We start from the raw sequence: 21,703 nt of genomic DNA, 5'->3' as shown, positions 1-21,703 counted from the left end.
AGCGCACCGGCTGCTTGCGCAGCCGCGAGTTTTGGACTCGCGACATCCGATTATGGTTCAGATCGCGCCCAGGCACCAAGCAAGAATCGACTTCTGCGCATGAAGACGGTTTTCCGCTTCATCGAAGACCACGGATTGTGGGCCGTCGATCACCTCGTCCGTCACCTCCTCACCGCGATGAGCGGGAAGGCAATGCATGAACAATGCGTCTTTGCCGGCCTGCGCCATCAAATGCGCATTGACCTGATAAGGCTGGAAGACATTGTGACCGCGAGCCCGATGTTCCTGATTCATGGAGACCCAGGTATCGGTCACCACGCAATCGACGCCGGCGACCGCACGGTCAGCATCATGGTAGAGCATGATTTCGGCGCCCTCATTGCGGGCCCAGTTCAAATAGTGATCCTTCGGCTCGGAACCAAGGGGTACGGCCATGTTCATGCGGTAGCCGAAACGGGCGGCTCCTTCCACCAGGGAATGCAGCACGTTGTTGCCGTCGCCCGTCCAGGCGATCGTCTTGCCCTTGATCGGGCCGCGATGCTCTTCGAAAGTCATGACATCGGCCATGATCTGGCAGGGATGGGTATCGTCCGTCAGCGCGTTGATGACAGGCACGGTGGCATGCTCGGCGAGCTCCAGCATACGGCTGTGCTCGGTCGTGCGGATCATGATCGCATCGACATAGCGCGACAGAACCTTGGCGGTGTCACCGATCGTCTCGGCGCGGCCGAGCTGCATTTCGGTGCCCGACAGGAACAGCGTTTCGCCGCCGAGCTGGCGCATGCCGACATCGAAGGAGACGCGGGTTCGGGTCGACGGCTTCTCGAAGATCATGGCCAGCATCTTGCCGGCGAGCGGCTTGTCGGCGGTGCCGGCCTTGAATGCCTGCTTTCGCAGCTTGGCATCCTCCATGATGGTTCTGAGGTCGGATGCGGTGACTGCGGAGAGATCGAGGAAATGTTTCGGGGAAGCCATGTTCTTTACCTGCTACGCCCGCCGGCGGGCGGGGCAATATCCTATCAAGCGGTCTTCTTGACCTTGGCGGCGCGGATGCTTTCGGCGGCATGCTCGATACGGGAAATCCCTTCGCGCGCCTCCTCTGCGGTTACGACCAGCGGCGGAAGCAGACGGATGACGTTGTCGCCCGCCGGGATTGCCAGAAGATGTGCTGCGCGGATCGCCTGTAACAGCTCAGCCGAGGGAATAGCGGCCTTGATGCCGAGCAGCAGACCTTCGCCCCTGACATCCTCGATTACGTCAGGATAACGATCCTTGAGCGAGGCAAGGCCTTGGCGGAAAACGAGGGCGACATCACGCACATGCTGCAGGAAGCCGTCGGCCAGGATGATATCCAGCACCGCGCTGCCGACAGCCATGGCAAGCGGGTTGCCGCCATAGGTTGAGCCATGCGTGCCGGCTTTCATGCCGGACGCGGCCTCTGCCGTCGCAAGGCAGGCACCAAGCGGGAAACCGCCGCCGATGCCCTTGGCGATGGCCATGATATCAGGTGTGATACCCGACCACTCATGGGCGAAAAGCTTGCCGGTGCGGCCGACACCTGTCTGGACCTCATCGAGGATCAGCAGCAGGCCATGCTCGTCGCAGAGCTGGCGGAGCGCTTTCATGAATTCTGACGTCGCAGGGCGGACACCGCCCTCGCCCTGCACGGGCTCGATGAGGATGGCGGCCGTCTTTTCGGTGATCGCGGCGCGGACAGCCTCGATATCGCCGAAGGGTACCTGATCGAATCCAGGGGTCTTCGGACCGAAACCTTCGAGATATTTCTCCTGGCCACCGGCGGCGATGGTCGCCAGCGTCCGGCCGTGGAAGGCGCCTTCGAAGGTGATGATATGGAAGCGCTCGGGGTGGCCCTTGGAGAACTGGTAGCGGCGCGCCGTCTTGATCGCGCATTCCAGAGCCTCAGCGCCGGAATTGGTGAAGAACACCTTGTCAGCGAAGGTGGCATCCGTCAGCCGCTTGGCAAGCTTCTCCTGGCCGGGGATCTCGTAGACGTTCGAAAGGTGCCAGACCTTGTCAGCCTGATCCTTGAGCGCGGCCACGACATGCGGGTTGCCATGCCCCACCGATGTGACGGCAACGCCCGCGCCGAAATCCAGATATCGCTCGCCGGTGTCGGTGATCAGCCAGACGCCTTCACCTCGCTCGAACCGCAATGGGGCACGAGAATAGGTGTCATAAAGCGGCGAGGCTTCAGCCATGGCGCGATCTCCTGATCAGGTTCCGGGCACCGGACTCCGGCTAAGAAAACCAGGTCCGAAAAATTAAAAATGCCGCCTTTCGGCGGCCCGGACCACTATTTACTTTTCGCACTGCAATGTCAACAAAACTGAGGATTTAGCGCATGCGTCAAGCCGGTAATCGGCTTTACAGGTCTATCAACAGCTAATGTTGCAGAAATGACTCTCTCGGGAAGCAAGTTGGGGAAAACTACGAATTCGGATTCATCGGATTCCTGCGACTCTTGTCACAGAGTCAGGCTCACACTAGGTTAAAGTTCAATTACTAGACTGCATGCGGCGGAACTAGTCACCAAAATTGATCGGGCGTTTCTTGCTTTGGAAGTTTCCGAGGCAACGGTGAGGGATTCTGCCATCACCAACGCGAAAGGTGGAGACAGGGCATGAACTGGACAGACGAGCGTGTCGAAAAGCTCAAGAAGCTTTGGTCGGAGGGGCTGAGCGCCAGCCAGATCGCAGCGCAACTTGGCGGCGTCAGTAGAAACGCTGTTATCGGCAAGGTTCACCGGCTCAGTCTTCCTGGCCGCGCCAAGGCCGGCGGCACGGCAACCGCTGCGCGTGCACCGAAGCGCAATACCTCGGCTCCCCGCGCCCCGAACTATGCGTCTCGCATCACCACCCGCACCGTTACCCGCCAGCAGGGCGCAACTGTCCTGAAGGAAGAGATCGAGATCGAAACTGTCGAGGAAATGGAATATGTACCGGCCAAAAACGTGGTCGTGCCTATCTCCCGTCGCCTCGGCCTGACGGAACTCACGGAACGCACCTGCAAATGGCCGGTCGGCGATCCGATGAAGGACGATTTCTACTTTTGCGGCTGCGACTCCCCGGATTCATCGCCCTATTGCAACTACCACCAGCGTCTCGCCTATCAGCCGATGAGCGAACGCCGCAAGGCTGTCCGGGTCGCCTGATCCACGCCTTGCCCAGAGATGCAGCATTCGTCGCCCCTCTTCGCTGACGCGCAGGGGGGCGAATTTTTTCCCATCGCTGAACTCCTGGCGTGGAACTGGTCGGTGGGGCAATAAGTGCTCAAAGCCTTCTGGCGGCCCTAAGCGGTCATTCCCGAACCCGACGATACAGGCCAGGAAACCGCCCCCTGCTGTTACATATCAGCCTTGCACAATAGGACGTATGCGTTTGCCTAAGATGGGATCATAAGGCGCGTAGCTGGTGCACATGAGAGTATCTGATATGGATTGGGTCCCTGTAGTCTTCGTTACGTTCAAGGTTCTCGCTTTGGGAACGGCCATGTTCTTCGCCATCAAGTGGCATTACGATCGAAGCGAGATGGGGGAGCGGCAAGCGGTACTGCGCACGGGCGGCATGATGGCCGCAGTCTTCGCGCTGGCGCTACTCGGCGTGGGGCTCCTCGCCTTTGTCCTTAGCAGCATGCTCGGTCTGGACCTGAGCTCCCCATGATCACATCAAGGGAGACAAGGGTGGCCGCACGAGCGAGCCGAAGCTAACGTCTCCTGATGGCGTATAGCAGCCCTCCCCATCATGGCTTCAGCCCTCGCGGTGCAAGAAACATGTCGGTCAAAGTGTGAGCGAGGCAACGCCTACTCCTAAAAACGCAGCCGGATAGACAAACGGGCCGCCCGGGAGAACCCGAGCGACCCGTCTGGACCTCCGATCACTCGGATCAGGCTTCCATGGAATATCCCGCGCCACGAACGGTGCGGATGACATCCTGCATGTTGGAAAAGTTCAGCGCCTTGCGCAGGCGGCCGACATGGACGTCGACCGTGCGCTCGTCCACATAGATATCATGGCCCCAGACGCCGTCCAGAAGCTGCGAGCGGGAGAAGACCCTGCCCGGCGACGACATCAGGAATTCGAGCAGGCGGAATTCGGTCGGGCCGAGGCGGACTTCACGGCTCTTGCGATGAACGCGATGGGTTTCGCGATCGAGCTCGATATCCCCGCACTTCAAAACGCTGGAAAGAACCTCCGGACGGGCACGACGCAGCATCGCCTTGACGCGGGCGACAAGTTCCGGCGTGGAGAAGGGCTTGACGACATAGTCGTCCGCGCCGGTCGAGAGGCCGCGAACGCGTTCGCTCTCTTCGCCGCGCGCCGTCAGCATGATGATCGGCAGACGCTCGGTCTCCGGCCGCATGCGCAGCCGGCGGCAGAGCTCGATGCCGGAAACGCCCGGCAGCATCCAGTCGAGGATGAGCAGGTCGGGCGTGCGCTCCTGAAGCCGGATTTCGGCCTCGTCGCCACGGAGGATCGTATCCACCTCGAAACCTTCCGCTTCGAGGTTGTAGCGGAGAAGCACGCTCAGCGCCTCTTCATCTTCAACAACTGCAACTCTTGGGATCATGCGTGTCAGTCTCCTAATGCATGATCCTTAAACCGGGGGTGATTTAAGCAGGGATCATGCAGGAACTCGGAATTGGCTGCACCCATGCGCGCCCCCGCATGGGACGCGCATATGCAATCGGCAGGTCCGGATTACTCCGTGACCGCACCGACGGTATTGGAGCTGTCGTCCTTCGGACGTTCGCCCTCCGGCTGGGCGCCGGTTGCCATGTAGTAGATCGTCTCGGCGATGTTGGTCGCATGGTCGCCGATGCGTTCGATGTTCTTGGCGCAGAAGAGAAGATGCGTGCAGCTCGTGATGTTGCGCGGATCTTCCATCATGTAGGTCAGAAGTTCGCGGAACAGCGAGGTGTACATCGCGTCGATCTCGTCGTCGCGCTCACGGATGGACTTGGCCTTGTCAGCCGAACGCGTCGTGTAGACGTCGAGCACTTCCTTGAGCTGGACGAGCGCCAGTTCGGAGAGATGCTCGAGACCGCGGGCAAGCTTGCGGGGAACGCCGGTGCTTTGCACGGCGATGACGCGCTTTGCGGTGTTCTTGCCGAGATCGCCGACGCGCTCGAGGTCGGCGGCGATGCGGATCGAACCCATGATCTCACGAAGGTCGGAGGCCATCGGCTGGCGACGGGCGATCGTAACGATCGCCTTGTCGTTGATTTCGCGTTCCGCGTGATCGAGGATCACGTCGTCGGAAATGACCTTCTGGGCGAGCGCCGTATCGCCGTTGACCAGCGCACGGACGGCCTCGCCGACCATCTGTTCGGCAAGACCACCCATCTCGGAAATGCGCCGGGACAGGAATTTCAGATCGTCGTCATAGGCGGAAAAAATATGTGTCGATGCCATGGGGCTTTGTCCTCGAAAATCGGGAAGGCTTCACATCGCCAAAATCAGCCGAACCGGCCCATGATATAGTCCTGGGTGCGCGGATCGTCCGGATTGGTGAACATCTTGTCGGTATCGTTTTCCTCAACCAGGTTGCCGAGGTGGAACATGGCCGTGCGCTGTGACACGCGGGCGGCCTGCTGCATGGAATGCGTCACGATGACGATGGTGTAGTTTTCACGCAGCTCGTGGATCAGCTCTTCGACCTTTGCAGTCGCGATCGGGTCCAGCGCCGAGCAGGGCTCGTCCATCAGGATGACTTCCGGGCTGACGGCAACGGCGCGCGCGATGCACAGGCGCTGCTGCTGACCGCCGGAAAGGCCGGTACCCGATTCATGCACGCGGTCCTTGACTTCGTTCCAGAGGCCGGCGCGCTGCAGGCTGGACTCGACGATCTGGTCGAGGTCTGCCTTGGACTTGGCGAGGCCGTGGATGCGCGGGCCGTAGGAGACGTTTTCGTAGATCGACTTCGGGAACGGGTTCGGCTTCTGGAACACCATGCCGACGCGGGCGCGCAGTTCGACGACGTCGATATCGGGATCGTAGATGTCATCGCCGTCGAGCGTGATCTTGCCGGTGACCCGGCAGCCGTCGATCGTGTCGTTCATGCGGTTCAGCGACCGCAGGAAGGTGGACTTGCCGCAGCCCGACGGGCCGATGAGCGCGGTCACCGTGTTTTCGCGGATGTTCAGATTGACATCGAAAAGCGCGCGCTTCTCTCCGTAATAGACGGAGACATCCTGACCGATCATCTTATACGGGACGTTGTTCATTTTCTGGTCCAGCGCCTTCTCGACTGCAGCTTCCGTCAACATGTTCATGATCTTTACTCCGTTTACCAGCGGCGCTCAAAGCGACGACGCAAGAGGATAGCTCCGAGGTTCATGACGATCAGGAACAGGAGCAGGACGATGATGGCACCCGAGGTTCTTTCCACGAAGGCACGCTCGGCTTCGTTGGCCCACATGTAGACCTGCACCGGAAGTGCGGTGGAAGGATCGAGCGGCGTGGTCGGCGCCTGGGCGACGAAGGCGACCATGCCGATCAGGAGCAGCGGCGCGGTTTCGCCGAGTGCGTGGGCAAGGCCGATGATCGTGCCGGTCAGGATGCCGGGCATTGCGAGCGGCAGCACATGGTGGAACACCATCTGCATCTTCGAGGCGCCGAGGCCGAGTGCGGCTGCGCGGATCGATGGCGGCACGGCACGAAGCGCCGCGCGTGTCGCGATGATGATCGTCGGCAGCGTCATCAGTGCCAGCACCAGCCCGCCGACAAGCGATGCCGAACGCGGCAGGCCGGCAAAGTTGATGAAGACCGACAGGCCGAGCAGACCGTAGACGATCGACGGGACGGCTGCGAGATTGTTGATGTTGACTTCGATCAGGTCCGTCAGCTTGTTCTTGGGCGCAAATTCCTCGAGGTAGATCGAGGCGGCGACGCCGATCGGCAGCGAAAGGACGAGAACGATCAGCATCAGGTAGAGCGAGCCGATGAGAGCGACGCCGAGACCTGCAGCTTCGGGACGGCTGGAATTGCCGTTGACGAAGAGGCCGGTGTTGAACTGCTTGTGGAGAGCACCGCTCGCCTTCAGCTCGTTCATCCAGCCGAGCTGCTTGTCGTTCACCTTGCGGTTCTTCTCATCGACGGTGAGGTCGATCTGGCCCTTGTTGGCGCTGTCGATATTGGCATCGGCGAGTAGCGTGACATTGACGGTCTTGCCGATGATCTGGGGGTCGGCGACGACCATGTCGCGCAGCTGGATCGGCGCACCCTTGGACAGCATGGCGGTTGCGTCGCGCACGTCAGGACGGCTGGACGCATTGATGCCAAGCTGCTTGACGATCGCGTCGCGCAGGAGAACCGGGTAGTTGGCGGCGATCAGAACCGAGGGATCGGTCGCACGCTTGTTGCCCGGGTCGATGGTCTTCTCGGTGAACTCGATCGGCAGCGTGATCGCCGTCTGCTGGAAGGCGGTATAGCCTTTGCCGATGACCGTCCACAGGAGGATAAACAGGAAGATCAGGCCGAAGGCGATCGCGGCGATACCATAGGCCTGGAAGCGGCGCTCGGCGGCATAACGGCGCTTGATGCCGATGTCGCGGCGCGCGGGCGCCTTGGAAACGGTCACTCCGGCGACGGGGGAAACAATATTCGTCATTCGTACTGCTCCCGGTATTTGCGCACGATGTAGAGCGCGTAGATGTTCAGGCAGAGCGTGATGCAGAACAGCGTGATGCCAAGGGCGAAGGCAACCAGGGTCTGCGGCGAGGTGAACTCGAGGTCACCCGTCAGCTGGTTGACGATCTTGACGGTCACTGTCGTCATCGGCTCGAAGGGATTGATCTGGATACGGGCGGCGACACCGGCTGCGAGAACCACGATCATGGTTTCGCCGATGGCGCGGGACGCCGTCATCAGCAGGGCACCGACGATGCCGGGAAGTGCCGCCGGCAGAACGACCTTCTTGATGGTCTCGGAACGCGTGGCGCCAAGACCGAGCGAGCCGTCGCGGAGCGAGCGCGGCACGGCGGTGATGATGTCATCGGAGAGCGAGGAGACGTAGGGGATCAGCATGATGCCCATGACGATGCCCGCGGTGATGACGCTCTGCGCCTGGATGAAGTTGGTATAATTGCCGCTCAGGAGGCCGCTGACATTCGCCGAGAGATCGCGCAGGAACGGGCCGACCGTGACAAGGGCGAAGAAGCCGTAGACGATGGTCGGAATGCCGGCCAGCACTTCGAGAAGCGGCTTGGCAAGCGAGCGGACCTTCGAAGAGGCATACTCGGCCATGTAGATGGCGGCAAAGAGACCGACCGGCACGGCAACGAGCATGGCGACGAAGCCGATATAGAGCGTGCCCAGCAGCAGCGGGATGAGGCCGAACTGGCCGAAGGAGGAGCTGCCTGCACCGGCAAAGCGCGGATCCCAGACCGTTCCGAAGAAGAAGTCGGCAAAGGGAACGACCGCGAAGAAGCGGGCCGCTTCCGACAGCATCGAGAGCACGATGCCGATCGTCGTCAGAATGGCGAGGGAGGATGCCCCGAGAAGCGCCCAGAGCATGACGCGCTCGACGCGGTTACGGGCGCGGAAACGCGGAGCAACGGAACGAAGCGCGTAGAAGGCGCCCGCAACGGAGATAAGCAGCACGATCGCCGTCATGAAGATGCGGCTCGTCATGCTCTCCGCGTTCAGGGTCTTTGCGGCATCGATCATATAGGGCTGCGGCTCGCCGGCGAGCGGTACGCCCTTCTCGCTGAGCTTTGCCTGCAGGCCGGCGGGATCGCCGGAGAGGGAAGAAACCTCATCCGACGTCAGCATGTTCATGCCGCGGGCAACCGTGGCGACCATGCTGTAGGCGAGGTCCTGCTGGACGGCCGGCTGGGCCTTCACGTCTTCAGGAAAGGCGCCGCGAACGGAGGAGGATATGATGCCCGGGCTGACAGCCAGCCAGACGCACAGAACGATCAGGGACGGCAGAACAGCCCAGATCGCGGCATAGGAGCCATAATAGGCCGGCCGCGAATGCAGGGCAGAAGACCTGCCGCCGGAAAGTGCGGCAGCGCGGCTGCGCGCAGCCACATAGGCAACGGCGCCGATCACTACCAGGCACAAGAGTATGATGGATGTGCTCATTCGTTACGTCCCCAGGCCCACAGCCCCCAAAGAGCCCGGCAGCTCCAGGAGCATGCCATCGGCTTCAATATCATGGAGAAGAATTTCATCCGCACGGCACCTGACGGTGCCGGGCAGATAAGGCGATGCCGGCGCGACACCCCAAGCGTCGCGCCGGCAAAGTCATTACATGGTCTTGCCAGCCTCTACGTCCTTACGGATCGCTTCGCGCTCTGCATCCGGAGCGGCAACAAGGCCGTATTCGGCGAGCGGACCCTCAGGGCCGATCATCTGGTCGGATACGAAGAAGTTGACATATTCCTTCAGGCCCGGAACGGCGCCGAGATGTGCCTTCTTGACGTAGAAGAACAGCGGACGGGAAACCGGGTAGGTGCCGTTGGCGATCGTTTCCGTCGACGGAACGATGCCGCTCATGGTCGCGACCTTGAGCTTGTCAGCATTGTTTTCATAGAAGGAGAGGCCGAATACGCCGACCGCGGTCTTGTTGGCGGCGATGCGAGACAGTGTTTCGGTGTAGTCGCCGTCGATGTCGACTGCAGCGCCGTCCTTGCGGACTGCGATGCAGGCCTTGCCCTGAGCGGCCTTGTCCGAGATGGCGGCTTTAATGACTTCTGCGGCGCCCGATGCTTCGCAGCCAGCTGCCAAGACCTTTTCCTCGAAGACTTCGCGGGTGCCGTGCTTTTCGCCGGGGATGTAGGCAGCGATATCAACAGCCGGAAGCTTCGGGTTCACTTCCGACCACTTCTTGTAGGGGTTGGCGACGAGCTTGCCGTCAACGACGACCTGGGCAGCCACAGCCTTGTAAATGTCGGCCGGAACGTAAGCGACATCGGGGTTAGACGCGTCGGTTGCGAAGACGATGCCGTCATAACCGATCTTGACTTCCTGGATGTCGGTTACGCCGGCAGCCTGGCAGGCTTCGATCTCGCTTTTTTTGATGGCGCGGGACGAGTTAGCGATGTCGATGGTGTTTTCGCCGACGCCCTTGCAGAATTCCTTGAGGCCGGCGCTCGAGCCGCCTGATTCGACGATCGGCGTCTTGAAGTTGGTGAAGGTTTCGCCGAACGACTCGGCGACGATCTTTGCGTACGGCAGGACGGTGGAGGAACCAGCAACCTGAATCTGGTCGCGGGCAACAGCAACGCCAGCAAAAGCGGCGGTTGCAGCGAGCGCGGCAACAGTAAGTTTAAAGGTGTTCATTTGAATCTCCCGGCATTTGGGCTTGTGTGAGTGCGGCCTCGAAGAGGCCCTCGCATTGCCTTTTTTCATCGGCAGGACTCTCTTAGCGCCTTAAGCACCGTCCTTTTATGTCAGATCGGTGAAACATTTATGACAGTATAAATCATTGATATTAAACGTAAAAATATAGCGGTATTAAATTGTGTGCGACATAATGCGTCAGAAACGCACGGTAAACTCCGTTCCCTTGCCGACTTCGGATTTTACGATCAGCCGTGCACGATGGCGCGTCAGAATATGCTTGACGATGGCAAGCCCGAGGCCGGTGCCCTTTTTCGAGCGGCTGTCTTCGATGCTGACGCGATAGAAACGCTCCGTCAGGCGCGGCACATGTTCGGCTGGAATGCCGGGGCCTCTGTCGACGACACTGACCTCCACCGGCTGGCCCGACCCGTTCTTCAGCCAGACATCGACAACCTCGCCTTCCTGGCCGTATTTGCAGGCGTTCTCCATCAGGTTCTCGAAGACCTGGACGAGTTCGTCACGATCTCCCAGCACCTCGACCCGGCCCTCCGGCAGGTGCAGGTTGATCGAGACGCCGACATCCCTTGCGAGCGGCACAAGCGAATCCCTGACATGGCCGAGAAGCGGCACCAAATCCACCTTTTCATCGGGGGCGATATGCGACTTCAGCTCAAGCCTTGACAGCGACAGGAGATCGTCGACCAGTCTGCTCATGCGCGTTGCCTGGTCGAGCATGATGCCGAGGAAGCGCGCCTGCGCCTTGGGATCGTTCTTTGCCGGACCCTGGATGGTTTCGATGAAGCCGCGCAGCGAGGCAAGCGGCGTGCGCAGCTCATGGCTGGCATTGGCGACGAAATCCGAGCGCATGCGGTCGATACGGCGCACCTCGGAAATATCGCGGAAGGAGAGGATGTAATAGCGCTCGTCGCGGCCGTCATCATCCTTGAATTCGACCGGGGCGCTGCGAACGATATAGACACGCTCGGAGGGCAGGCGCTCGGAATGTTCGATCTGGTTCGGCGCGTTGGTGGCGATGGTTTCGCGCACCATGTCCAGGACGCCGGGGGAACGCAGCCTCGCCGATATATGGGAACCGAGCGTCACCTCGCCGAAGGCCTTTTCGGCCGCGCGGTTCTGGAACAGCACCGAGGCATCCTGCGAGAGCACCATGACCGGGATATCGAGACCGGCCAGCGTGGCGGAGACCTCCGGCAGGCGGCTCTGAGGCACTTCAGGCTCGGGTTCGACCGGCTCGACGACATCAGCCCTGATGACCGGCGCCTCCTTGAAAAGCGCGGTGACGACCATCACGAGCAGCAGGGCGAGCACGATCCATTTGTTCATGCCCGCAGCAAGCGCCACCAGCGCGCTCAGCAGCGTTGCCAGCAAAACCGGGCGTTCGCGCCGGATGCGTGCCAACAGGCTTTTCGTCCATGACGTTTCGTCTTCCAAAGCGCCCCTCACGGCATCGATTCGTTTTCTTTATATTCAAACTCTGCCTGATAGCCGGCTTTCATGACAGAAGTTTTCCGTTTGAGAAACTTGCGCGAAAAGCCGCAGCCGCGCGGCACCGGATTGCGCTTTGCTTACGCAGCGGATTTGATTTTCAATGATAAATATGTTCGCCTGCCGAAAAACGAAATCATTGTGCGCGGGAGAGGACGATGGCCAAAGACGTCGAAAGCAGAGCTTCAGAGCTGGATATCAGGGGCAAGAAGCACGTCTTCGATATTGACGACCCCGCCCTGCCCGACTGGGTGGATGAACATGCGCTGGAATCCGGCGGCTACCCCTACAAGAAGAAGCTTGAGGAAGACGAGTATCTCAGGGAACTCAGGAAGCTGCAGATCGAGCTCGTGAAGGTGCAGTTCTGGCTGCAGGCGACGGGCAAGCGGGTGATGGCGCTCTTCGAAGGGCGCGACGCGGCCGGCAAGGGCGGCTCGATCCAGGCGTCCTCGGCTCACATGAACCCGCGCCTCGCCCGGGTGGTGGCGCTCTCCAAGCCGACCGAGCGCGAACAGGGCCAATGGTATTTCCAGCGCTATATCGCGCAGTTTCCGACATCGGGCGAGTTCGTGCTCTTCGACCGCTCCTGGTACAACCGTGCCGGCGTGGAGCCGGTCATGGGCTTCTGCACGCCGAAACAGTATGAGGATTTTCTGCACCAGGCGCCGCAGCTCGAAAAGATCATCGCCCACGAAGGCATATTCTTCTTCAAATTCTATCTCGATATCGGCCGGGAAATGCAGATCAAGCGGTTCCACGACCGGCGGCACGATCCGCTCGCCGTCTGGAAGCTCTCCTCGATGGATATAGCCGCATTGACCAAATGGGGCGATTACAGCGAGAAGCGCGACCGCATGCTGAAGGAAACCCACACGCAGTTCGCACCCTGGACCGTGATCCGCGCCAATGACAAGCGCCGGGCGAGGCTCAACCTCATCCGCCACATGCTGAAGACCATGGATTATGACGGCAAGGACAAGGATGCCATCGGCACGCTTGATGACAAGATCATCGGCTCGGGTCCTGGGTTTCTGAAATAAATCTCACGAGATAACCGGGGCCTAGACAGCCGGGCCGCTTATTGGCCCGGCAGGATCCGCACGGCAAAGAGATTGATGCCGCGGGCCTTGCCGTCGACATCGCTGTTGATCATCAGCCGACCGGGCGAATTCGGCGCCAGCGACCGGTCGAAGCGCAGCTGCAGCAGCGCGTCCGATTTTTCACGCGTGACGTTGAAGCGATGGCGGGCGCAATTGCCGAGCGACTGGAAATCGCACTCGACGGTGATCTGCGTGGGCTCGTCCGTGGTGGACTGCAGGGTCAGCGCGATGGTCGAGGACTTGCCGGCGAGCTGCTGCAGGACATTGGCGGGAACGCTGATGGAGACATTGCCATCCGTGTTGGCGCTCTCGGAGGTCAGGCGGACGGCCGGACCTTCGGTTTCGGTGACATTTTCCGTGCGCGCACGCGCACCAGCCTGGATCTTGTCGGCATCCGAGGGCTTGAAGATCTCGATCCAGTCTGCCGAGAAGCTGTTTTGCGGGTCGATGGTGACCGGTTCATCGCTATGCGGCGAAGCACCGTTGCCGGCACTCTCCTCGCCGTTGAAATCTTCCGGCTGGGTGCTGGCGGGCGGATTGGCGACGCTGGTGTCGCGCTCGGCCGCCGTCATCAGAAGGCCTGATGTATAGACCCACCAGGCACCCGTGCCGATGAAGGCGAGAGCCACGCACCAGACGAGCAGGCGCGAGAAGAACTTGCGCGGCTTGCGGCGGACGGCGGCCCGCTCCGGGCGGAAATCCATGCCGCCGCGCCTGTCCGGCGTCGCGCGCGCCTCTGCCCGCATCTCTGCCTCGGGAGCCGCCCCCAGCTGATCGGCGCTGCTGGCGTGTACATCATCCAGGCTCACATCGTCCGTACGCCTGGAAGTGGCTTTGTAGCCGCGCGTTTCACCCGTAACGGCCAGGCTGTCATCCTCGTGCTCGCGATGGACGGGCACCTGCGCACGATAGGCGGGCTCTTCCACGTGATGCACGGGCTCTTCTATGGGATGGCTTGGCTCGGGCATCTCGACAACGGGCGGGACCGGAACCTCCGGAGGCCCCTGACGCGGATGCAGACGGGCGCGCTCCTCGCTCTCGATCGTATGGATCGTGGTTTCCAGACGATGGCGATGATAGGCCACGACATCGGCATCAGTGATATCCTGCTTGCGCAGACCGGCTTCCAGCGCCTGACGGGCAGACTGATAGATGCGTGCACGGACTTCCGCATTGTCGCGGTCGGAACTATCGAGGGCAGTTCTGATGGCCGTTTCTAGTCCGCTCACGTCAAGTCCTTCACGTTTCCAGAGACATCCACCGCAAAAGATAAAATGCCTGTCAAAATTGGGTAGCGGCAAGTGCGGCAAACCGCAAGCCTTGCACCCCTTCCAGAGCGCATCGGCGGGGAAAAGCGATGCCGCGCAATGCTCCAGAGCTCATTAGAGCACTTTCGTTTTTCTTCGAAACACGAAAGTGCTCTATCTGCTTGTTTTTACGCAATTCCAGACGCAAAACCGCTGCACACTTTTGCTGGATTGCTCTAGATAGTCCGAAACTGGACAGGTTTACGGAAAAGAGCGCGCGTTCCCCTCTTGATCTTTTCCTCGGGCGCCGGCTCTGATATTAAATTGACGTTTTCGTAAACGTCAAAAAACGGTGAAAGCATGGCCCTGCCCCCGATCCTCAAGGATAATCTGAGACTGCCCGTTATCGGCTCGCCGCTTTTCATCATCTCGCACCCGGCGCTGACGCTGGCGCAATGCAAGGCCGGCGTGATCGGCGCCTTTCCGGCGCTCAACGCGCGGCCGGAAAGCCAGCTCGACGAATGGCTGGCGATGATCACGGAAGATCTTACCGCGTATAATGCCAGGCATCCGGAGCGGCCGGCAGCCCCCTTCGCGGTCAACCAGATCGTCCATATGTCGAACAAGCGGCTGGAGCACGATCTGATGCTCTGCGTGAAATACAAGGTGCCGATCGTTATTTCCTCGCTCGGCGCGGTGCCCGAGGTGAATGCCGCGGTGCATTCTTATGGCGGCATCGTGCTGCACGACATCATCAACAACCGCCATGCCAATTCGGCAATCCGCAAGGGCGCGGACGGGCTGATCGCCGTTGCGGCGGGTGCGGGCGGACATGCGGGCACGCTTTCCCCCTTCGCGCTGGTGCAGGAAATCCGCTCCTGGTTCGACGGCCCGCTGCTGCTCGCCGGCTCGATCGCGACCGGCGGCGCCGTTCTGGCGGCTCAGGCGATGGGCGCCGACATGGCCTATATCGGCACGCCCTTCATCGCGACCGAGGAGGCCCGCGCCTCCGAAGCCTACAAGCAGGCGATCGTCGAGGGAGCGGCGGCCGATATCGTCTACTCCAACTATTTTACCGGCGTACACGGCAACTACCTGAAACCCTCTATCCGCGCCGCCGGCCTCGACCCCGACAACCTGCCCGACGCCGACCCCTCGAAGATGGATTTCGAACAGGCGACCGGCGGCGCAAAGGCCTGGAAGGACATCTGGGGCAGCGGCCAGGGCATCGGCGCGATCAAGGCCGTGGAGCCGGTCGCGAAGCTGGTCGACCGGCTGGAAGCGGAATATCACGCCGCCCGCACCCGGCTCTCCCTCTGAAGGGGAGCCTTTCCACAGGCTTCAGCTTTTTTGCCCGGGGGCATAAGAGGGTGCTTGAAATCTTCAGACAATGCCTGTATCAGCCCCATGCAAATCGCGGGCGACACGCTTCTCCCGCCGGATTGCCGCTTTAGCTCAGTCGGTAGAGCACATCATTCGTAATGATGGGGTCACGTGTTCGAGTCACGTAAGCGGCACCATTTTTTCTCTTTGATGCCGTCCTGAAATTATTTTAGAAAAATCGATTTCTGAATGCTTCCTATCCACCTCTGAGTGCGTAGTATGGGCGGATTCACGAGTTTGTGAACTGCAGCACCCCAACTCAAATCGCCGCCTCTATACCAGCTATTGCATGGAGGCAGAGGAAAATTACGACTTTCGAGCTGCCAGATTTTCTCCAGCCTGTCATCGCGGCCGAGTTGTTATATAGCTCATTGGCTCTCGCACTTCTAATCGCTTCCTGAGCGCTGAAACCGATGATCGGATGAATATGATTGTCGAGTCGAGTTCGATACATACAGGGATTAACAATGACTGATAGGTCGATCGAGGAATTAGCGAAACTAGGCCAAAAGTCCCTAGAGACAGCCGAAAAAGCTGGAGGTTGGCTGGATCAGGTGTTCGGTGGAGGATTTCGTCATTTGGGCGGTGCGTTCGAAGACAGTATGGCGGGATATCGTATGCGAAATCGGATGCGGGTCGTGGAAAAGACTCAAGCGGCAATTAAAAGAGCCCGCTTTGCGGGGAACACCCGTCAGCTCGACCCTCGAATTGGAGTGCAGGTGTACGATGCAATTGCTGACGAAAGCGATGACATGTTGCAGGACGTGTGGGCGGAGTACATCAAAAATGCGATCAATCCGAAGATGCCCCACCCAGATCGTTTGTTGATCGATGTGATCAGACGCCTGGAACCATCAGACTGGCCAATATTGAGAATCGTCTTCAGCCGCGCAGTCGGTGACCTTGTGAGCAGCGATTTTGAAGCGTCGGAAAGCGAACTCACGTCGGCACTCGACAGAATGGAAGTCATTGGTCTTTTCGATTATGACGACGACACTGTTCAATACATCGTTGCCAAGAGCAATGTTGGCAGCCGCCTTACCATTACCGTTGGCAAAGCGGAATACACCGCCACGAGGCTGCTGCGGAGGCTGGGGGAGGCGACTAGGGATCTATGGAGTAACGGCGATTGAGCGGCCTTGCCTCATCAGGAAATAGCAATATCGAAATTCCTTCCGTGCCTTCCAAGAACTCATGGCGCGAGATGATACTCGCCGTGCAGTTCTGGCACACGGCAAGGCTTGCCTGGGAGAACGCTCCGAGGGAGATTATGCTAAATGACCCGATCTGCCATCTCCTCAGCCACTCCATGGAGTTATCTCTCAAGCACTTTCTGCGGAGAAATATAACAAGCACGCAATACGATAAGTTATCCCGCTCGCACAGTCTTCGAATTCTCCTGGCGAGGGCTATCGCGGAGGGCTTGCAGATCGACGCGGGGGAAGCATCGTGCATACTGGCGATGGAAAAGGCGCACCGAGGTTTCGTCTTTCGATATGGCCTCAAAGACGGCGAAACCGGCTATTCCTCGGCCAAACTTGATCTTTGCTTCCCTTCTACAGCACACCTCATCGATCGCATTTCAAACAACCCGCAAGTTTTGAGAAATGGCTACGGGCCTTTGGGACTATCACACTTCCAGTATCCTAATGCTCCGGCGATTAGAAAGCTGGTCGATCTCGCATTCCTTGGAGAGCTCTTCAATGCTTTCGATAAAACTGGATAACGCAAACTCCTTCATACTCAGGTTGTGTTGAACCCCTCAAGCCATCCCGCCTCCTGATATGACTACTGGGCCAACCCAACCAATGTCATCGAGATCAACGCCAAACATTAGGCGAGCGCCTTGCCCATGAGGCGTCAGCCCCAGTGACCAATAGGTCTGGAAGCCAAATTGATTGCAAATTCCGATTGAAACGGCTCCCCCTACGTCTCCTCGGCTTGCGTCAGCCATTTGTCCCACAGCAATTTTGGGAAGGCGAAAAGTGTTTTCTGTCTTCTGTTTTAGCTCGGCGAGAATTTCTTGAAACCGTGAGACTTGGCTTCCTATCGCGACGACATCGCCTGTTCTCGCGGGCTGCTGATCGATAGCGACATGCAGGGAACCTTCAACGATCTGATCTGAAACTCTCCAAATCTCATAGCTTCTTGAAACGGGACACATCCCGAACAAGAGGATTTCGATAACACCGGGATCTGCCAAGGTGGTAGAAGCCCTAAAATCTCTCACATAGAGCTCAACCAGTTTAGATAAAAGCGTCGCTACATCGCGCAGCGATGGAATATCTTGACGCGAAGCCCCCTGAAGGGCTTGGCACATACCTGAGAGAGTGGCGAACGTCTGGGTCGCAACCGCGGTCATCCCAGCGAAAACCATCCCGTAGCGGCGGCCGTAGTAGAGCTCCCTCTCAACGGTTAGTAAGCGACATTCCACGTTCAAGGGGTAAATTTTAGCTCCGGCATCGGTGACGATCTGTACTCCGCCACCCTGGCCGCGTCTGCTAATTCGCGTGTCAGAAACACACCACAAACCATCATCCTCTAGCCATACGACGGCAATCGTCATCGCATCCTCCGAAACTTGATCAGAACCACCGCGTACAGCATCCGATGAACGCATACTAGAAATTTTCAGCGCTACTTATTGCGCTCCGCAGGCTGGTACTATCCGGTAGCATCATCAAAACCGCGCCATTCATCCGTGGAGGCGGTGGACGGGGTTAAAACGCAGTTTCCAAGAGTCGCCGGAAACACCCTGTATTTCGCCGTTTACAAGCCGGCATAACCCGTTTCCGATACCTTTCAGCAAACAACCCCATCCACCCCATCCAGAAGAAGATAATCTTTTCAAATCAACCGCCTAAACCGGCTGGCGTTACCCCGTCCATACACCCTCCACCTCCATGAACCCCGTCCAGAATCTGCCGTTGATGGACGGGGTTCCAGGCCCGGACGGGGTTCGGTGGAGGGGGTTCGTCATACCCCAGGACATAAAAAACCCGGCTCGGTGGCCGGGTTGTCAGGGTGACGGTGCCCGTTAGAAAATCGAACCGTAACTATAGGCCGGCTCAGGCCTGTCAGGGCTCCATTCCTTCGCCTCCTCCGCATCGCCGCGAAGGTAAGCGGCCTTTTTCTCGCCGTCGCGAAAGCGAAGGCCGTTGTCCCTCTTCTCAAACCCAAGGCCGGTCATCGCCGCGCGCATATGGGCGTGATGAGCCTTCGTCAGCTTGTTGATGGTTTCCGGGCCATCGAAGCCGACGAGCTTCCAGACATCGGTGGCCTTGATCTTCAGCGGGCCTTCCGGAATGCGCTCGCCAAGGATTTCCAGCCACGGCCCGAAATCCGAGGATTCATGGGCAACGCCGGCCGCTGCCTTCCGCAATGCCTGATCATGCAGAGAAATATCCTCACCCGCCTCCCTCTCGGCAGCCTCCGCCCATAGCTGGTCTCGCACCGCCGCAATGCCGGAGGGATCAGCGGCCGTGGCGCGGACGATCCAGAAGCGGCGGTTGCCGGTGGTGTCGGTCAGGTAGCGGCTTTCGTTCGTAGTGCCGAAGAGGACGAATTGCCGTTTGCGCCTGGTCGGAAAGCGGCCATAGGAGAGCCTGGCGATATCTTTCTGCGTGGGGATGAAGGATTTGACGCGGTTGGTGTCGCGGCGGCTCAAGCCGTCGAGTTCGGGCATTTCCAGGATCCAGTGGCCGGCGGTTTTTTCGATGGTCACTTTGGCGTCGGCGCCGATTTCGAGCTGGTCGGTGAACCAGTCGCTGTCATGGCAGAGCGCCAGGATGGCCGAGGATTTGCCGATGCCCTGGGGGCCTTCGACGACGAGCATGTGATCGAATTTGCAGCCCGGATGCCTGACGCGGCGAACGGCGGCGCAGAGGATCTTGCGGCCGAAGGCGCGGTTGAGGGGCGTGTCCTCGGCGCCGAAATAATCGACGAGCCAGGTGTCGATGCGCGGCTTTCCATCCCATTTGACACGGGCGAGATAGTCGTGCACCGGATGATAGGCCCGCCGCTCGCCGATCAGCGCCAGGGCATCGAAAATGTTGTCCTTGGACGGCTCCCTGCCCTGCGCGCGGGCGAGCTCGAAGCGAATTTCCGCCAGCCGTGCGTCGCTCATGGCAACGATGCCGCTGTTGCGATGGATCTCCAACTCGCCCGAAAGCAGGTTGAGCTTGATGAACCATTGGCGATCAACCAGCCATTGTTCGAGTTCGATATCGAAGCGCGCGATGCCCATCAGGCGGCCGGAACGTCGGGGTGCCTCCCCGGCAGGCGCGATCGCCGGCGTCGGCTCATCGTCTTCGAACGCATCCGGGTCTTGGGTGAACGCATCTGCGACCGGTGCGGGACGTGCGCTTATGAAGGCCTGCACGGAAACTGTCCGCTTGAACTGCACGACGCGCCCCTCTTCCATCTCGGCAACTGGCATCTCGGCAACGGGCTCCGGTATCCAGTCGCGAAGCGTGGCAGCCATGAAAGCGTCAAGCTGACTTTGCGTCCATCCGGCATCGACGGCATCGGCGCTGTCCCAGCCGCGGCATGGAAAAAGGCCGGCCCGCCAATCGTCGAAACGGTAGCGCTCGATATCGGAAGCGTGCGCCGCATCCGTGAAGCCGACGCACTGGACATGCGCGCCGATGGCGGTCAGGCGGGCGGCGATATCATCGGCAGCCGTCAGGCCCGGGCCGTCGAAATCCGGCCAGATCAGCACGTGCCGACCCGAGAGCGGCGACCAGTCCGTGTGTTTTACGCCCTGGGTTCCGCCCGGCCAGGAGACGACGGTTTGCCCGCTCGCCTGGCTGAGCCGATCGCGGCACTTCTCGCCTTCGACGATCACCATTTGGCTCCGGTCACCGATCGTTTCGAGGCCGTAGAGCGGCCGCGGCTTCGGGAAGGGGAAACGCGACCAGGTCTCCTTGCCATCGGGGAGGCGAACGAACATGACCATCGGCGTCTCCTTGCCGCCATCAGGCAGATCGCGGCGCAGGACATAGCCGAGAAGGGAGCCGTCGGCATGTCGATAGGGAAACACCATCGATGGGGCGAAGGTGCCCCACTGCGAGGGCGTCCCCCCGCGTTTCGGATTATAGAGCGTGATGCGCACACCGGGCGTGAGCAAGTCAGCCGGCGGCGGAACAGGCACTATCCCCTCATAGATGTTGCGCGCCTGGATCTGGCGCGGAGGGACGTTTGGCTTGATGTCGTCGCGGCCGCCGAGAATGCGGATCGCTTCGGCAAGATCGACGCCCCTGACCTCCTGTACGAAGTCGAGGACATCGCCTTTCCTGCCGCAGCCGAAGCAATGGAAGCGCTCGACGCCATCCTGACCGGCAAAGATCGTGAATGACGGGGTGTCTTCGGTGTGGAAGGGGCAGCAGGCGGAAAACTCCTGCCCGTTGCGGGTGAGCCTGCAGCCGTATTGCGCCGCTGTCGAAGACAGGGACACGTCGCGGCGCAGCCGTTCGACGCAGCCTGAGACGCCCGCCGCCGGCGACGGCGCGTATTGCGAGATTCTATCCATGGATTTTCCGATGAAACTGGGGAGGCCGACGCCTATTCGCGTTCCTGAGAAGGGGCTTTCGGATTTGACGCAGCGCGCCTCAAGGACATTTCATCCATCCAGGCGCCAACTTCGTCGGACCGCCAGAAATTGTTTTTCGCCACCCGTATGGGAGCGGGAAACCTGCCGTCCCGCACCCAGCGCCAGAGCGTCACGTTCGAAACCGGCGCAATCTTCTGAACGTCGCTCGTACTTAAAAGTGTGTAGGGGATTGTCTTGCCAGTCATGCTCATTCCTCTAAGCTTCCGATCAGAGGTAGAATGCGCGACGACAGTTGTTGATAATAAACGCGATGTATTTCAACGCGATACAGGCCGAGCCCAGGCGGCCTTCACTGCCGCTGCAGGTCGATGCGGCTCATCAGCGCCGACGGCAATGCGGGGCCGACGGTATCGACAAAATCGTCGTTGGCTCGTCCGTCACGCTGGTGAATCTCTACAACTCCGGCGGTTCGGCACTCCTGGAGTTCGACGATGGAAGCGCACACTATACCTACGCGCTCCTGAACGGCGTCTCTCCGTCCGCGATCGATGGCTCCGATCTGCTTTTTGCATAAGCGGCTCTGAACGAAATCGGCCCAGATCGATG

At 59.9% G+C, this 21,703-nt stretch carries 20 protein-coding genes and 1 tRNA gene; 8 read left to right on the top strand and 13 right to left on the bottom strand.

Annotated elements, in window-relative coordinates; genetic code table 11:
* Positions 1-57: 57 nt before the first annotated feature.
* Both argF and KQ933_RS00760 read right to left on the bottom strand, forming a co-directional pair.
* Positions 58-975, bottom strand: a complete 918-nt coding sequence (gene argF / locus KQ933_RS00765) for an ornithine carbamoyltransferase (RefSeq protein WP_216756934.1) — start codon at positions 973-975, stop codon at positions 58-60.
* Positions 976-1,019: 44 nt separating this feature from the next.
* A complete protein-coding gene (locus KQ933_RS00760; protein ID WP_216756933.1) occupies positions 1,020-2,219 on the bottom strand; it encodes an aspartate aminotransferase family protein in 1,200 nt (399 codons plus the stop codon).
* Positions 2,220-2,641: 422 nt separating this feature from the next.
* Here KQ933_RS00760 and KQ933_RS00755 point away from each other — a divergent pair, with 422 nt between their 5' ends.
* Positions 2,642-3,172, top strand: a complete 531-nt coding sequence (locus KQ933_RS00755; protein ID WP_216756932.1) for a GcrA family cell cycle regulator — start codon at positions 2,642-2,644, stop codon at positions 3,170-3,172.
* Between the two features lie 280 nt (positions 3,173-3,452).
* Positions 3,453-3,680, top strand: coding sequence for a hypothetical protein (locus KQ933_RS00750; RefSeq protein WP_216756931.1), 228 nt, complete (start codon positions 3,453-3,455; stop codon positions 3,678-3,680).
* Between the two features lie 223 nt (positions 3,681-3,903).
* On the opposite strand, the gene phoB is transcribed toward KQ933_RS00750, so the two are convergent.
* From phoB to phoR, 7 genes are all read right to left on the bottom strand, one after another.
* Positions 3,904-4,587 carry a phosphate regulon transcriptional regulator PhoB gene (gene phoB / locus KQ933_RS00745; protein WP_004672768.1) on the bottom strand — a complete coding sequence of 228 codons (684 nt, stop codon included), beginning with the start codon at positions 4,585-4,587 and terminating at the stop codon, positions 3,904-3,906.
* Between the two features lie 131 nt (positions 4,588-4,718).
* The gene (phoU, locus tag KQ933_RS00740; protein ID WP_007821274.1) at positions 4,719-5,432 is read right to left on the bottom strand and encodes a phosphate signaling complex protein PhoU; all 714 of its coding nucleotides are present in this window, start codon (positions 5,430-5,432) and stop codon (positions 4,719-4,721) included.
* Between the two features lie 44 nt (positions 5,433-5,476).
* The gene (gene pstB, locus KQ933_RS00735) at positions 5,477-6,292 is read right to left on the bottom strand and encodes a phosphate ABC transporter ATP-binding protein PstB (RefSeq protein WP_216756930.1); all 816 of its coding nucleotides are present in this window, start codon (positions 6,290-6,292) and stop codon (positions 5,477-5,479) included.
* Between the two features lie 14 nt (positions 6,293-6,306).
* Positions 6,307-7,629 (bottom strand): phosphate ABC transporter permease PstA, encoded by a 1,323-nt coding sequence (pstA, locus tag KQ933_RS00730; protein WP_216756929.1) that lies wholly within the window; start codon positions 7,627-7,629, stop codon positions 6,307-6,309.
* Positions 7,626-9,107: a phosphate ABC transporter permease subunit PstC gene (pstC, locus tag KQ933_RS00725; RefSeq protein ID WP_216756928.1), complete on the bottom strand. Its 1,482-nt coding sequence runs from the start codon at positions 9,105-9,107 to the stop codon at positions 7,626-7,628. Before pstC ends, pstA begins: the two co-directional genes overlap by 4 nt.
* A gap of 165 nt (positions 9,108-9,272) precedes the next feature.
* Positions 9,273-10,307: a substrate-binding domain-containing protein gene (locus tag KQ933_RS00720; RefSeq protein ID WP_216756927.1), complete on the bottom strand. Its 1,035-nt coding sequence runs from the start codon at positions 10,305-10,307 to the stop codon at positions 9,273-9,275.
* 198 nt (positions 10,308-10,505) lie between these two features.
* On the bottom strand, positions 10,506-11,729 hold the full coding sequence (phoR, locus tag KQ933_RS00715; RefSeq protein WP_216756926.1) for a phosphate regulon sensor histidine kinase PhoR: 1,224 nt from the start codon (positions 11,727-11,729) through the stop codon (positions 10,506-10,508).
* Positions 11,730-11,974: 245 nt separating this feature from the next.
* Between phoR and ppk2 the strand changes: the two genes are divergently transcribed.
* Complete coding sequence (ppk2, locus tag KQ933_RS00710) at positions 11,975-12,856, top strand: polyphosphate kinase 2 (protein ID WP_216756925.1); 882 nt, start codon at positions 11,975-11,977, stop codon at positions 12,854-12,856.
* A 38-nt stretch (positions 12,857-12,894) separates the two neighbouring features.
* On the opposite strand, the gene KQ933_RS00705 is transcribed toward ppk2, so the two are convergent.
* Positions 12,895-14,145 (bottom strand): hypothetical protein, encoded by a 1,251-nt coding sequence (locus KQ933_RS00705; RefSeq protein ID WP_216756924.1) that lies wholly within the window; start codon positions 14,143-14,145, stop codon positions 12,895-12,897.
* A gap of 378 nt (positions 14,146-14,523) precedes the next feature.
* On the opposite strand from KQ933_RS00705, the gene KQ933_RS00700 reads away from it, so the two are divergent.
* The 4 genes from KQ933_RS00700 (at position 14,524) to KQ933_RS00685 (ending at position 17,272) form a co-directional block, all read left to right on the top strand.
* Positions 14,524-15,483: a nitronate monooxygenase family protein gene (locus KQ933_RS00700; RefSeq protein ID WP_216756923.1), complete on the top strand. Its 960-nt coding sequence runs from the start codon at positions 14,524-14,526 to the stop codon at positions 15,481-15,483.
* 124 nt (positions 15,484-15,607) lie between these two features.
* Positions 15,608-15,683: transfer RNA gene (locus tag KQ933_RS00695), tRNA-Thr, on the top strand.
* Positions 15,684-16,013: 330 nt separating this feature from the next.
* Positions 16,014-16,679 (top strand): DUF4393 domain-containing protein, encoded by a 666-nt coding sequence (locus tag KQ933_RS00690; RefSeq protein ID WP_216756922.1) that lies wholly within the window; start codon positions 16,014-16,016, stop codon positions 16,677-16,679.
* Complete coding sequence (locus KQ933_RS00685) at positions 16,676-17,272, top strand: hypothetical protein (RefSeq protein ID WP_216756921.1); 597 nt, start codon at positions 16,676-16,678, stop codon at positions 17,270-17,272. The genes KQ933_RS00690 and KQ933_RS00685 overlap by 4 nt, the downstream gene beginning before the upstream one ends.
* Positions 17,273-17,308: 36 nt before the next feature.
* Here the strand turns inward: KQ933_RS00685 and KQ933_RS00680 are convergent, their stop codons facing one another.
* The 3 genes from KQ933_RS00680 to KQ933_RS00670 form a co-directional block, all read right to left on the bottom strand.
* Complete coding sequence (locus KQ933_RS00680; RefSeq protein WP_216756920.1) at positions 17,309-18,112, bottom strand: hypothetical protein; 804 nt, start codon at positions 18,110-18,112, stop codon at positions 17,309-17,311.
* Positions 18,113-18,583: 471 nt separating this feature from the next.
* Positions 18,584-21,076: a VapE domain-containing protein gene (locus tag KQ933_RS00675; RefSeq protein ID WP_216756919.1), complete on the bottom strand. Its 2,493-nt coding sequence runs from the start codon at positions 21,074-21,076 to the stop codon at positions 18,584-18,586.
* Between the two features lie 32 nt (positions 21,077-21,108).
* Positions 21,109-21,342: an AlpA family transcriptional regulator gene (locus KQ933_RS00670; RefSeq protein ID WP_216756918.1), complete on the bottom strand. Its 234-nt coding sequence runs from the start codon at positions 21,340-21,342 to the stop codon at positions 21,109-21,111.
* A gap of 65 nt (positions 21,343-21,407) precedes the next feature.
* Here KQ933_RS00670 and KQ933_RS00665 point away from each other — a divergent pair, with 65 nt between their 5' ends.
* On the top strand, positions 21,408-21,671 hold the full coding sequence (locus tag KQ933_RS00665) for a hypothetical protein (protein WP_216756917.1): 264 nt from the start codon (positions 21,408-21,410) through the stop codon (positions 21,669-21,671).
* Positions 21,672-21,703: the final 32 nt, after the last annotated feature.

Source organism: Rhizobium sp. WYJ-E13, from assembly GCF_018987265.1.
Lineage (GTDB): Bacteria > Pseudomonadota > Alphaproteobacteria > Rhizobiales > Rhizobiaceae > Rhizobium.
Note: the sequence above shows the minus strand (reverse complement) of the source record. Positions and strands in the feature narration are given on the sequence as shown.